Below are 12,730 nucleotides of genomic sequence, written 5' to 3'. Positions count from 1 at the left end.
CCGTAGAGCGCGAGTCAGTTCGTCGGTGGAACGCTCGAGGGTTCGTTATCAACGCTCGAGGGTTCGTTATCGCCGATGATGTGATCGAACTCGGCCCGCAGCGCGGCGGTCAGTTCCGTGAGGTCGGGGAAGTGGTCGGGATCGGCGGCGGTGGTGACGACGAGTGTGCCCGCATAGGAGAGCATTTCGAAGTAGACCGGGGTGTTTCCGCTCGGGCCCACGCCGATCGGGATGGCCGAGGTGACCGGCACTCCGCCGAAGGTCACCGGTTCGTCGGGGCCGCGCACATGGGAGATGAGCGTGTGGAATCGGTGCTGGTGGTTCATGTACCAGCGGTATCCGCCGAGGGCCGCGAGCGGCCGGAACAGCCAGCCCAGCAAGGCGATCGGGGGTGGTCCGGTCGCGGCGGCCCTGTGGACGCGGACCTGATCGGCGACACGCTGGAGGCGATCGGGCAGCGTGCCGGTGGTCGGCACCGAGACCAGCATCGGGCTGACCATATTGCCGAGTGCGGAGCCGGTCTCGGGGCGGCGACCGGATACCGGCACGGTCGCGACGAGGGGGTCGACCGATTCTCCCTTACGCACCAGTACTTTTCGGAGTGCGGCCGCCGTCGCGACCAGCACGGCGTCATTGGTGGTCGCGCCGTGTCGGTGCGCGGCTGTCCGGATCGCGGTGCGGTCGGCGCGGACCACCGCGAGGCGCAGACGTGATCCCGCTCGTTGATTGAGTGAACCGGGGGAGATTCGAGGCGGGCGAATTCCTCCCGCGCCCTCCAGTGATGTGCGTAGGAGCCGCCATGACCGGGCCGCGTCGTGGATCGCGCGCAGCCGGCGCGTGCATGCGTCTCGGACAAGTAGCGCCCTGGCGGGCGCGGACCGGGGAAAAGCGTAGGCAGGCGCTGCGACCAGCGTGTCGGTGAGGTTGGCCAGCACCGCGAGCCCGCCGACCCCGTCGGCGAGCACATGGTGCAGAACGACCACGAGCGCACATCCACCACCGCGGAGCCCGCTGACCAGCACCACCGACCACAGTGGCGCATTCTTCGGCAACGGGGTCACGATCACCGCCAGGGCGGCGTCGAGCAGTGCCTGCTCATCGGCCGGTTCCGGACAGGTGAGCGCGCGGACGTGCGTGCGGATATCGAACCCCGGATCGTCGACCCAGATCGGGCCGCCGCATCCGAACGGAGTTCGGGTCAAACGCTGGCGCAGGCGGGGGACAGTGTGGACGCGTTCTCCGATCGATTGACGTACCCGCGGCAGATCGATGGTGCTCGCGTGCTCGAGCGTCAGGACCACACCGAACTGTTCGGGGACGTCCCCGGTGTCCATTGCCAGGAATGCCCTATCGGTCGGGCTGGCGCGATCGATCAAGGTGGGAATCTCGTCGAGGTGGGCCATCAGGTCTCCGAGGTGTTCGACGCGGGATCGGTGTCGGTCACAGGCGTCAATGTCCCGTGCGCGGGTGCGTCATTGTGAGCGCTTCCGGCGAGGTAGGCGGACGGTGCGTGTCGTCGGTTTCGGCGACGATCTCATTGCGCACGTCGATCACACCGTCGACGGTCTCGGTGAGGGATGTGATGACCTCGATCATGCTCTGCCGCACCACTTTTCCGCGCAGGGTGACGACCCCGCCGTGGACCTGCACCCGGACGTTCATCGGTGCCACGGACAGGGCGCGGGTCAGAACCTGTTCCCGGATCTCGGTCGCCAGGTCCGCATCGTGGCGCAGATACACCGACAGCAGATCCCTACGGCTGACAATGCCCCGCAAGACACCGTCGGCATCGAGGACCGGCGCGCGTTTGACGCCGTGGCGGGCCAGGGTCGCGGCGGCGGAGGCCAGCCGGTCGTTCGCGCCGACCGTCACGGCGGGGGAGCTCATCAGATCGGCGGCGGTCAGGGACACGCCACGGCGGGTGAACGTCTTGTCGCGCAATAGATGCCACATCCAGGCGCCGTCCGTGCCGCCGGCGCGGGCTTGCCGGGCGAGCAGGTCGGCTTCGGACACGATACCGACCACGCGACCGTCGGCGTCGAGCACCGGCAGGCCGCTGACATGGTGCTCGGCCAGCATTCGCGCCACCTTGCGGAACGGCGCATTCGTTTGCACGGTGACCACATCGCGGGCCATGACATCAGCGACTCGTTTGTGTCTCATAGCATTTCAGCTTGCGCCGGTCGACGGTCCGCCGACAGGGCCGAATGTCCATCGACGGCGGGCACATCCACTGATCACCGACTGAGGACGTTCGTCCCACCGGCAGGGACGGGAAGCCTCTGTCGGGTGAGTGCGATTTCGGCAACTCTGAAGCAGAAGGAATCGATACCCCTATGAGGTGGTCCGCCATGCACGCTCGTGACATTCTCAGCCGCCCGGTTGTGACGGTACAGCCGCAGATGCCATTGCGGTCGGCCGTCGCGCTGCTCACCGCGCACGGCTACGCTGCCCTGCCGGTCGTCGACGACGATGACCGTGTGGTCGGGCTGCTGTCGGAATCCGCTGCGCTGGCAGCGTCATCACACCTGGAGACGGCCCTGGTCGAGGCGGTGATGACCGTACCCGTCGAGGTGGTGAATCCGGGCACGGACACCTCGACCATCGCTTCCCGCATGCTGGCCGGCGGGCTCCGGTCCATGCCGGTGGTCGAGGCCGGCGTGTTGGTCGGCATTGTCGCTCGCCGTGATCTGTTGCGCGCCCTCATACGCGATGACACGACCGTGGAAGCGAAAATCCGCGCGCTGCTGGACGAATACGCGGGGAGCCGCCGCCAGTGGGAGATCGACTCGATCGACGGCGAGGTCACCATTCGAGGCATCTTCGCCGACGACAGTGAAGAACGCATCGTGGCGACCCTCGCACGCACCGTCGACGGGGTGCACGGTGTGGAGACCAGCGATACCGGCGCCCTGCGACACCGCTGAGGATTCGAAACGATCCGGATATGGTGCGGGCCAGACCGAGTAGTGCGGCACCGTCGCATCGAAGGGGTCATGGACCCGTCGCATCAGGTCGCGTTGGACCGGCGTCGTAGGGTCCGTAATCGAGCGCCATGAGTAGTGGAATTTCGGGTGCTGCTGAGTCCTCGGGGAGTATGGCGGACCCGGCCGTTTCGTTTCGTATAACGAGAGCCTGCCCGCATCGGAATCGTCGGTGAGCCCAGCCCGGTACGCCCCGACCGCGCGATCGGCGAGGTGGTCGATCGGGTTCGTCGGCGTCCCCGTTCGACTCGCGAGCCGGCGGGTGAGGTCATTGCGCAGTGCGCCGGACCCTTATCGGATGACCTTGGACGCCGATGGTGTCGGCAACGGGGTGCTGCCTTTGTCCGTATCGAACGTTCCGTGAAATCCGCGCACCGAAGACACCGCGAGATAGGGGCTTTCGGCCCTGCCGGAAGGTGCGTCCGGGCGGCACAGTACAGCTGTGATTTCCGTACCGACGGCGTACGAGCCGAGGCGAGTGATCGACCAGACGTCCTTCGACCAGATGGTCGAACGACTGTGGATGGAGTTCGGCGACGGGTTCTCGCGAATCCAGGTGCGGCAGGCCGCCCGGCGATGCATGGACGACCTAGCGGGAAGTCCACCCGGCGCGCTGCCGGAACTCGGCGAGCGCCTTGCTCGGCAGCGGTTGCTGGATGCCGAAGCGATCCGCACCGGTGCGGGCGGCAGATCCTGAGCGGTGATCCGCGCGATCGGGCCGTGGTCCGGGCGGAATCGGGGTCGCGGCTGCCCGAAATCGATCCGTCGTTCCGCGGCACAGCCCCGGCAAAGCCCGTATTCGACAATGTCGATACCGGATCGGCGGCGGCGAGCCGAGGATCCGGTATCTGCACGGTGCTCGAACAGCGTTATGGCTGTGTCGATTCCCTTCAGCGGTCGATGAGACCGGGTTCCCGAGGCCCCTGGTCGAGTCGGAACGGCGGGTACTCGTCCCGCATCAGCGCGGCATAGGCGAGAACTCGGTAGAACCACCGGTTGATGCCGAGCAGGAAATCGAACAGTCCGCGCGGATACCGGCCGGTGAACAGCAGTGCGACCGCGGCGATGATGACGAGAATTCCGATCACCGGCACGGCCGTGGTGGCGTTGTCACCATTGTTGTCGCCCAGCACCACGGCGCCGTTCCAGAGCGCCATGACGATCAGGTAGTGGGGGATGGCGAGCAGCCACCACTTCACCAGCACCAGGCCACGCGAGAGCCGCTCCGGGTATTCGACCTCCAGTTCGGCCGGATAACCGGCGGGGCGCAGCGTGAATGGAGGATATCGATCGGTTCCGAGGGCGGCATAGGTGTAGAACTGCACCCGCCACGACCATCGCATCACCCCGACATTGAAGTCGAACAGGGGCCGTGGATAGCGCCCCGTGAAGAGGATGGCGAATCCGGCCGCGACGGTGAGCACCCAGAACGCGAGCCACAGGAACAGCAGTATGACGTAGTGCGGAATGGCGAGAAGCCATTTCACCAGCCACAGCCAGCGTGACAGCGGCTCGTCGAGATCGCCGCGCAGATGTACCGGATATCCGGATTTCGCCGGGAGATTCGCCGTCGGTCCGAAGGCCGTGTTCGGTTCGGGATTCATGATTCGCTCTTCCGTTGGGGTGTGGTGGGCAGGGGGCGGGCGCAATACCCGTCAGTGGTGGGCCGGAATCACGGACGTGCCGACGCTGACACGGCGTGCGAGCGACCGCCGTGTCCGGTGCTCACCGCCGTTTCGGCGGGAAGCACAAGAACCGGACAATCGCAATGACGGACGAGTTCGTGGGCGAGCGCGGCGGTCGCACCGCCGCCGTAGCGGTGGTCGGCGGTTCCGATGACCACGAGTTGCGCTGCGGCGCTGAAGCGTTCGATCGCCTCGGCGGGATTACCGGCAACCGTGACCGACCGGACCTCGACGTCGGGGTGGGTCCGTCGACACTGTGCGATCTGCGCATCGGTGACCCCGGACGGAGCCACATAGTGGCCGGGGGGAGCCGCCCACGGGCGGCCCTGCCAGATTCGGACCACCAGCAACTCGGTATGGCGCAGCGCGGCGGCCCGCATTCCCGCCATGAGAATCGGTGCGGCGGCGGGCCAGCCGATAACCGGAGCCAGCACCGGACCCGTCGCGATGCCGGGGCGGCGCACGATCGCGACGGGGCAGTGCGCGTTGCGCACGAGGGCAAGTGCGGTCGAACCGAGTACCACCCTGGTGAGGAACCCCGCACCACTCGTGCCGACGACGATCAGGGCTGCCGACTCGGACATCTCCAACAGGGCAGTGTCGGCGTGCCCGCGCAATACCGCGGTCTGAACTTCGAGGCGGTCCGGCTCTGGGACCTTGCCCAGCACCATCTTCCGGGCGGTCTCGAGCAAGTCGCGCGCCTGGCGGAAGCGGGTACCTCCGGGCCGGAACGCGGGTTTGTCGACGGGTGCGACGAAGTGGATCAGCCGCAGCGGCACCTGCCGGGCGGCGGCCTCGGTCGCGGCCCATTCGGCGGCGTGCATCGCGGCGGAAGAGCCGTCGACACCGACGACAATCGCTGGGCCCGGATCGATGCCGCCGCTGTCGCTCGCCCCGATCTCGTTGGCGCAGTCGGTATTCCGGAGTCCTCTGGTACTCATGAATTCAGCGTGTGCCCCGCTGACGGCGGGGGATAGGGACCGGACGTACCGTGCCGCGAGGACCAACGGCCCCTGTCGCGGGGGACTTTTCGCCACGCTCGACGCGATATGCGCTGGCTCAGGGCTGTGCGTGGCGGCGACTTTCGGGCACAGGTGCCGGTCAGCCGAGCTGCTCGGCACCGGGGCGAGGGCGTGCGTGACGATCGTGCCCCGGCAGCAGCAGCATCATCAGGATGGGAGCGCCGAGCGCCCCCATGGTCGCCAGCAGCGCGATCGGTGGGGCTCCCACCAGCGCGAGCATTGTGATGAGGGCAGGAAGTAAGAGCACGAACAGTGGTGAGTGACGGATGGTCACGGGTGCCTCCCGGTGGTGTGTGACCGGACTCGTCCGGCGAATGATCACGAGCCTGGCCGTGCCGGCGTGGTCGGATCAGAGGCGTCGTGCCCATCCTGCCCGGGACGATGGTCACCGAACCGCTGGGCTTGCGGCCTCTGCGTCGCAGGACCCGCTGCCCTATCGAGCTCGGCGTGCCCGGAGTGGAATCATTTGTGTCAGAATAACTGTGGATTCCCAGGAGGAATCATGGACGGCAAATACGTCATCCGCGCGGAGATCCCCGGTATCGATCCGGCCGAGGACGTCGAGGTGTCGGTGCACGACGGCCGTCTCACGATCAAGGCCGAGCGTTCGGAAAAGCATGAGGAGAAGGGCCGTTCGGAGTTCAGCTACGGCTCCTTCGTGCGCACCGTGTCGCTGCCGCCGGGCGCCCAGGAAGACGGTATCGCCGCCGCGTACAACCGGGGGATCCTGACCGTCACCGTCCCGATGAGCGCATCGAAGTCGGAAGCCAAGCGGGTCGAGGTCACCAGCGGCGAGTAGGCGGACATGTGGGCAGGTGCCGCACCAATAGTGCGGCACCCGCTATCCGTGTCGGACCGGGTGTCGCTGCGCGGTGCGGCGGCCAGGATCGGAGAGAACCGATGACATCGATCGTCACGTTGACGATGAATCCGGCCGTCGATCTGGCCAGCCGCGTGGAACGCGTCGTGGCGATCGACAAGCTGCGTTGCGCGGCACCGAGATTCGATCCGGGTGGGGGCGGGATCAACGCGGCCCGCACCATCGACGTACTCGGCGAGCAGGTGCTCGCGGTATTCCCCGCCGGTGGTCCGGCCGGACTGATGCTCGCGGAAATGGTGCACGCGGTCGGGGTGCCGATGCGATCCGTTCCGGTATCCGGCCATACCCGGCAGAATCTCTCCGTCACCGAAACCCGCAGCGATGATCAGTACCGATTCGTTTTTCCGGGTGCGCTGCTCAACGCCGTCGATCGGGAGCGCTGCCTGCGTGAAATCGACCGCGCCCTTACTGATTCGAGCTACCTGGTGGCCAGCGGCAGTCTGCCACCCGGTGTGCCCGCGGACTTCTACCGCACGGTGGTGGAGCTGGCGCGAGCGCGAGGCGTCCGCGCCATTATCGATACCTCGGGCGCGGCACTGCGTCAGATCCGCGGTGCCTATCTGATCAAACCCAGCCTGCGTGAGCTCTCCGAACTCGTCGGCCGGCCGCTGCCGGACCGGTCCGAGCAGGTGGCCGCGGCCCGGCAGCTCATCGCCGACGGACTGGGCGAGAATGTGGTGGTATCGCTCGGCTCGGCGGGCGCACTCGCGGTCACCGCCGAGACCGCGCGCCGGTACCCGGCACTCACCGCCAGGGTGGTCAGCGGAATCGGAGCCGGCGACGCCATGGTCGGTGGAATAACCGTCGGGCTGGCCCGTGGCGGCGATCTGTTCGCGGCGACCTGCCTCGGTATCGCGGCCGCGACCGCCGCGCTCGAGACTCCCGGCACGCAGCCCGGACGGCCGCGGCGCATCGCCGAACTGTGCCGTGCACTCGGGACCGCCGTCTGTGAGAAGAGCCCGAACGCCCTGAACTCGTAATTCGTCACGGGGCCATCCGGGCAGCCTGTACCAGGGCCGAAAGTCCTCGCCACCGCCGAGGCATTCCCCCGTGCGCGCACGGGATCCTGCCTGCCGCCGCGTCGCCCGCCGCCATCGGTCCCTGTCCGCAAGGTCTCTTCTCCGCGTCGGCGCATACCGATCGGCACGCGCACCGGTGACCTTTGGGCCTGTGGCGCATGCCGTCGTCGAGCGCACCATTGGTATATGACGCGAAACGATTCGATGTCCTCCGGTACATCGCACCACCCGTGTTATGCGTACGGACGGCCGACAGCGTAGTCGACCGGGATGCCGAGGCCACCACAACGGCGTGGCGGCGAAGCTTCCGCATTCCGTACCGCACGTCGATTCGGCTCGGTGGGCGCCAGCTCACCGGAACCGGTCAGATGGTGCCACCGGGCATGGTGAATGCGAGACGTCTGTGGCAGTGCCGGCATTCGGTGCGGTGCACCGAATGCCGCGCGCTCACTGCGACCGTCGACCTTCCGCGAGTGCGAGTGCGGACGAGGTGTTGAGCGTATTCCAGGAGAAGTGGCGGGCGGCGGCGACATCGTGGCTGACTGCTGATTCGGCTGACTGCTGACTCAGAGGTTCGCCGAATGGGTGCGCAGGGTGGTGAGGCGGTCGGCATATTCCCGCTCGTCGATATCGCCGCGCGCGAATCGTTGCGCCAGTAACTGTTCGGCCGCCGACGGGCCTGTGGTCGGGCGGGGAGGTTGATCCGAACGGACGGACAGCCGAATCAATACCACGATGGCGGCGATAATCAATCCCCAGAACAACACCATCCCGATGCCCATCCCGGCATATCCCCAACCATTCATGTTTTGGTGGTCGTACCAGAACATTGCGACGCACCTCCTTGTCTCAAATTTCCTGTCGGGTGCGGACATACCGCTCCCGGTTGTTCTCACTATTGCCCCATCTGTCGTCCCGCGGCAGGGACAATCGTCACCGGATACGGTGACCAATGCCTTGTTCGAGCCTCGCTGTCCTGCGGGACTCGATCGGTCCATCGGTCCTGGGGGAGGACAGTCGTCCCGTAAGGCGCGCGATATGAGTTTCGGCCCGGGGTGGAGGTCTTTCGTCTCTAGTCCGGATGGGCCGCCCACCGCAGGCTGAGGACGTGCGAGATAACGCTTTACCTGCGCAGATCGATGCCCGTCACCATGACGCGGTGCTCTTCGATATGGACGGAGTGGTCACCGACAGCGCGTCCATGCACGCCGCGGCGTGGACCGAACTCTTCAACGCCTTCCTGTCACAGCGCGCCGCGACTCCGGGGGAGGACCGGTCGCCGTTCACCGCGGCCGACTATCTGCGGTATGTGGACGGTAAGCCGCGCTACAGCGGCGTCGCGGATTTCCTGGCGGCCCGCGGTATTTCACTGCCGATGGGTTACCCGTCGGATCCGGGTGACGCCGAAACGGTATGCGGGCTCGGCAATCGCAAGGACCAGCTGTTCCTGGATCGCCTCACCCGCGACGGCGTCGGCGTCTTCCCCGGCACGGTCGATCTGATCCGGCGGTTGCATGCGGCGGGAATCGGTACCGCGGTGTTCTCTGCCAGCCGCAATTGCGCGCAGGTGCTGGCCGCTGCCGGGCTCGACGATTTGTTCGAGGTGCGGGTGGACGGTCTGGTCGCCGAGCGGCTGGGCTTGGCGGGAAAGCCGGATCCGGCGATGCTGCTCGAGGCCGCGCGGCGGCTCGGTGCCGAACCGGGCCGGACGGTGGTCGTGGAGGATGCCGAGGCCGGGGTGGAGGCGGGGCGGCGTGGCGGATTCGCCGTGGTGATCGGTGTGGATCGCGGCGGGCACGCCGAGCGGCTGACCGCGCGCGGCGCGGATGTGGTGGTTGCGGATGTGGCGCGGGTGCGGTTGCGCGCCGACTACCGGCGCATGTCGGATCTACCCGACATCCTGCGCTCCTGGCCCGAGCTCACCGACCGGCTCGATATCGAAAAGGTGGCCGTACTCATCGATTTCGACGGCACCCTGTCCGATATCGTGCCGGTACCGGATGCCGCCGTTCCCGTCGAGGGTGCGATCACGGCGCTGACCGAGCTGGCGGCGGTCTGCCCGGTCGCGATTGTCAGCGGGCGCGATCTGGAGGATGTCCGTACCCGCGTCGGAGTGCCCGGCCTCTGGTACGCGGGCAGTCACGGATTCGACCTGATGGCCCCCGACGGCACCCGCTATGTACACGAGGTCGACCCGGGTATGGTGGCCGCGCTGGACCGGGCCGCGACCGAATTGCGGGGCCGGGTCGGCGGTGTGCCCGGAGTGCTGGTGGAGCAGAAGCGCTTTGCCGTTGCCATCCATCATCGCGGCGTGGAGCGCCGGCTGGTCCACACGGTCGTGAGTGCGGTTCATGAGGTGGCGAGCGCATCGGGCCTGCGGGTCACGAGTGGGCACGAGGTCACCGAACTGCGTCCGGATGTGGACTGGGACAAGGGCCGGGCGCTGCGTTGGATACTGGCGCACCTCGACGTCTCGGTGCTGCCGATCTACCTCGGCGACGATCTCACCGACGAGGACGCCTTCGATGCCATCGAATCCGACGGCATCGCGATCGCGGTGTCCGCGACGGAGAACCGCGAACGCTACACCGCCGCACGCTTCATCGCGCACGGGCCGCGGCGGGTCCGGGATTTCCTCGACCGACTGACGCGGCTGTTGCGTGCCGAAGCCGAGACGGCCGGGTCCGATAGCTGGATGCTGACCTACGACGGCTATGAACCGGGAGCGGAGCAGCTGCGGGAGGCGCTGTGCACCGTCGGCAACGGTTACCTCGGCACCCGGGGCGCGGCCCCGGAATCCGTTGCGGGAGAGCGACACTATCCGGGAACCTATGTCGCGGGCATCTACAACCGGCTCTCCGACACCATCGCGGGCCGGGTCGTCGATAACGAAAGCCTGGTCAATCTGCCCAACTGGCTACCGGTGAACTTCCGGATCGCGGACGGCGACTGGTTCGATCTCGACACCGCCGATCTGCTGTCCTACCGTCAGCAATTGGATATGCGGCGGGCCGTCCTGATTCGGGTGTTCCGCTTCCGTGACGCGGCGGGCCGTATCACCGCGGTGCGGCAGCGGCGGTTCGCCGCCATGCACGCGCCGCACCTGTGCGCACTCGAAACCACGATCACGGCCGAGAACTGGTCGGGCCATGTCACGCTACGCTCGGTACTCGACGGGGACGTGCGCAACTCCCTGGTGGTGCGCTACCGCGACCTCGCGAGTGAGCATGTGGTGCCCGTCCACACCCGCGCGGTGAGCGTGGATACGGTCATCTTGTCGGCGCGGACGAATCACTCCGGGATCGCGCTGGCCACGGCAATGCGCAATACCGTGCACGATGGTAGCGAAACAGTATGCACGACAGTCGAACTCGTCGACGACGGCCGCTTGGTCGGACACGATATCGAGGTCGATCTGGTGACCTGGGAATCGGTCACGCTGGAAAAGACCGTCAGCATCTTCACCGGGCGCGATCACGCCATATCGACTCCCGAAGAAGCCGCGGTGCGGAGCCTGCGGACAGCGGGGAACTTCTCGCAACTGCTCGCCGCGCACACCGGCGCCTGGCGGCGGCTGTGGGATCGGCTGCACATCGATCTCGACGGTGGTGACGGCGCGGCCATGGAGCGGGTGCTGCGGCTGCATCTGCTGCATCTGGCACAGACGCTCTCCCCGAATACCGCGGATCTGGACGTCGGTGTCCCCGCCCGTGGGTTGCACGGCGAGGCCTATCGCGGGCACATATTCTGGGACGAGCTCTTCATCTGCCCGGTGCTCACTCCCCGGTTCCCCGCTCTGACCGCGTCGGTGCTGCGCTACCGGCACCGCCGCCTGCCCGAAGCGCGCCGTGCCGCCCACGAACAGGGCTGGGCCGGAGCGCTTTTCCCCTGGCAGTCGGGCAGCGACGGCCGGGAGGAATCGCAGCGGATGCATCTCAATCCGCTCTCGGGCCGCTGGAATCCGGATCCGAGCCACCGCGCCCACCACAGTGGACTCGCCATTGCCTACATCGCCTGGCAGTACCATCAGGCCACCGGCGATCTCGGCTTCCTGACCGAATGTGGAGCCGAACTACTCGTGGAGATCGCCCGCTTCTGGGCCAGCCGAGCCACTCACGATCCAGGCGATGACCGGTACCACATCCGCGGCGTGATCGGGCCCGACGAATTCCACACCGGCTACGCGCAGGCGATCGGCACCGGTATCGACGACAATGCCTACACCAATGTGATGGCGACCTGGACGATCCTGCGCGCCCTGGACGCACTCGATCAGCACTGTCCCCGCGAGCGCGCCCACCTGCTGGAATCTCTCGGGGTGGCCGCGACCGAACTCGAGCGCTGGGACCAGCTCACCCGGCGCATGTACGTCCCGTTCCACGATGGTGTTATCAGCCAGTTCGAGGGTTACGACCAACTGGCGGAACTGGATTGGGAGGACTACCGCGGCCGCTACGGTGACATCGCGCGGCTCGACCGCATTCTCGAGGCCGAGGGCGACGACATCAATCACTACCGGGCCGGGAAACAGGCAGATGTCCTGATGCTGTTCTACCTGCTGTCGGCCGACGAACTGCGCGACGTCCTGGGGCGGCTCGGATATTCGCTGCCCGCCGCGATGATTCCGCGCACGATTGACTACTACCTGGCCCGCACCTCGCACGGCTCCACCCTCAGCGCGGTGGTGCATTCGTGGGTATTGGCGCGCGCCAATCGAATCCGGGCCGTCGAATTCCTCGAACAGGTCCTCGCCTCCGACATCGACGATATCCAGGGCGGCACCACCTCCGAAGGAATCCATCTGGGGGCGATGGCGGGCAGTGTCGATCTGTTGCAACGGTGCTTCACCGGGCTGGAGATGCGGGCGGACCGGCTGATCTTCACGCCGAGCTGGCCGGAAACCCTGGGCACACTGACGTTTCCGATCTTCTATCGGGGGCACCGGTTGACCATGAGTCTGAGCTGCGACGAGCTGGAGGTCCGTTCCGACCCCGGGCCGGCGGCTCCGGTGGAGATCGAGTGCCGAGGGCGGACCGAACTATTGGCGGCGGGACGCATCGTGCGACTGCCCACACAGGACGTCCTCGAGTCGTCCTGACCAGCGGTTCAGGTCGGCCACGGGTCGTGGAACGGGCCGAAA

At 67.0% G+C, this 12,730-nt stretch carries 11 protein-coding genes; 5 read left to right on the top strand and 6 right to left on the bottom strand.

The features are described from left to right. Positions 1–14: 14 nt before the first annotated feature. Positions 15–1,403, bottom strand: coding sequence for a wax ester/triacylglycerol synthase domain-containing protein (locus NU1_RS26445; protein WP_067525384.1), 1,389 nt, complete (start codon positions 1,401–1,403; stop codon positions 15–17). A 46-nt stretch (positions 1,404–1,449) separates the two neighbouring features. Continuing rightward, the gene (locus NU1_RS26440; RefSeq protein WP_067525382.1) at positions 1,450–2,163 is read right to left on the bottom strand and encodes a CBS domain-containing protein; all 714 of its coding nucleotides are present in this window, start codon (positions 2,161–2,163) and stop codon (positions 1,450–1,452) included. 188 nt (positions 2,164–2,351) lie between these two features. On the opposite strand from NU1_RS26440, the gene NU1_RS26435 reads away from it, so the two are divergent. Both NU1_RS26435 and NU1_RS26430 read left to right on the top strand, forming a co-directional pair. Then, positions 2,352–2,927 carry a CBS domain-containing protein gene (locus tag NU1_RS26435; RefSeq protein WP_067525380.1) on the top strand — a complete coding sequence of 192 codons (576 nt, stop codon included), beginning with the start codon at positions 2,352–2,354 and terminating at the stop codon, positions 2,925–2,927. A 499-nt stretch (positions 2,928–3,426) separates the two neighbouring features. Next, positions 3,427–3,681 carry a hypothetical protein gene (locus NU1_RS26430; protein ID WP_157553061.1) on the top strand — a complete coding sequence of 85 codons (255 nt, stop codon included), beginning with the start codon at positions 3,427–3,429 and terminating at the stop codon, positions 3,679–3,681. Positions 3,682–3,874: 193 nt separating this feature from the next. Here NU1_RS26430 and NU1_RS26425 read toward each other — a convergent pair whose 3' ends face one another. The 3 genes from NU1_RS26425 to NU1_RS26415 form a co-directional block, all read right to left on the bottom strand. Beyond that, positions 3,875–4,516, bottom strand: a complete 642-nt coding sequence (locus tag NU1_RS26425; RefSeq protein WP_245720323.1) for a DUF4389 domain-containing protein — start codon at positions 4,514–4,516, stop codon at positions 3,875–3,877. A gap of 140 nt (positions 4,517–4,656) precedes the next feature. Then, positions 4,657–5,610 carry a universal stress protein gene (locus tag NU1_RS26420; RefSeq protein WP_157553058.1) on the bottom strand — a complete coding sequence of 318 codons (954 nt, stop codon included), beginning with the start codon at positions 5,608–5,610 and terminating at the stop codon, positions 4,657–4,659. Positions 5,611–5,770: 160 nt separating this feature from the next. Then, positions 5,771–5,965, bottom strand: coding sequence for a hypothetical protein (locus tag NU1_RS26415; protein ID WP_157553055.1), 195 nt, complete (start codon positions 5,963–5,965; stop codon positions 5,771–5,773). Between the two features lie 228 nt (positions 5,966–6,193). On the opposite strand from NU1_RS26415, the gene NU1_RS26410 reads away from it, so the two are divergent. Further along, complete coding sequence (locus NU1_RS26410; RefSeq protein ID WP_067525370.1) at positions 6,194–6,490, top strand: Hsp20/alpha crystallin family protein; 297 nt, start codon at positions 6,194–6,196, stop codon at positions 6,488–6,490. A 101-nt stretch (positions 6,491–6,591) separates the two neighbouring features. After that, the gene (locus tag NU1_RS26405; RefSeq protein ID WP_212761211.1) at positions 6,592–7,551 is read left to right on the top strand and encodes a 1-phosphofructokinase family hexose kinase; all 960 of its coding nucleotides are present in this window, start codon (positions 6,592–6,594) and stop codon (positions 7,549–7,551) included. Positions 7,552–8,156: 605 nt separating this feature from the next. Here NU1_RS26405 and NU1_RS26395 read toward each other — a convergent pair. Continuing rightward, a complete protein-coding gene (locus tag NU1_RS26395) occupies positions 8,157–8,465 on the bottom strand; it encodes an SHOCT domain-containing protein (protein WP_245720318.1) in 309 nt (102 codons plus the stop codon). A 233-nt stretch (positions 8,466–8,698) separates the two neighbouring features. Between NU1_RS26395 and otsB the strand changes: the two genes are divergently transcribed. Continuing rightward, a complete protein-coding gene (gene otsB / locus NU1_RS26390; protein WP_281221270.1) occupies positions 8,699–12,688 on the top strand; it encodes a trehalose-phosphatase in 3,990 nt (1,329 codons plus the stop codon). Positions 12,689–12,730: the final 42 nt, after the last annotated feature.

The sequence above is a fragment of the Nocardia uniformis NBRC 13702 genome (assembly GCF_001613345.1).
Lineage (GTDB): Bacteria > Actinomycetota > Actinomycetes > Mycobacteriales > Mycobacteriaceae > Nocardia > Nocardia uniformis.
The sequence above is the reverse complement of the archived record's forward strand: the minus strand, read 5'-3'. Positions and strand labels throughout refer to the sequence as shown.

Excerpts from the sequence above, each read along its gene's own strand:
- NU1_RS26420 (WP_157553058.1), bottom strand. The coding sequence starts at position 5,610 with ATGAGTACCAGAGGACTCCGGAATACCGACTGCGCCAACGAGATCGGG.
- NU1_RS26435 (WP_067525380.1), top strand. The coding sequence starts at position 2,352 with ATGCACGCTCGTGACATTCTCAGCCGCCCGGTTGTGACGGTACAGCCG.
- NU1_RS26405 (WP_212761211.1), top strand. The coding sequence starts at position 6,592 with ATGACATCGATCGTCACGTTGACGATGAATCCGGCCGTCGATCTGGCC.
- NU1_RS26410 (WP_067525370.1), top strand. The coding sequence starts at position 6,194 with ATGGACGGCAAATACGTCATCCGCGCGGAGATCCCCGGTATCGATCCG.
- NU1_RS26445 (WP_067525384.1), bottom strand. The coding sequence starts at position 1,403 with ATGGCCCACCTCGACGAGATTCCCACCTTGATCGATCGCGCCAGCCCG.
- NU1_RS26440 (WP_067525382.1), bottom strand. The coding sequence starts at position 2,163 with ATGAGACACAAACGAGTCGCTGATGTCATGGCCCGCGATGTGGTCACC.
- NU1_RS26395 (WP_245720318.1), bottom strand. The coding sequence starts at position 8,465 with ATGTCCGCACCCGACAGGAAATTTGAGACAAGGAGGTGCGTCGCAATG.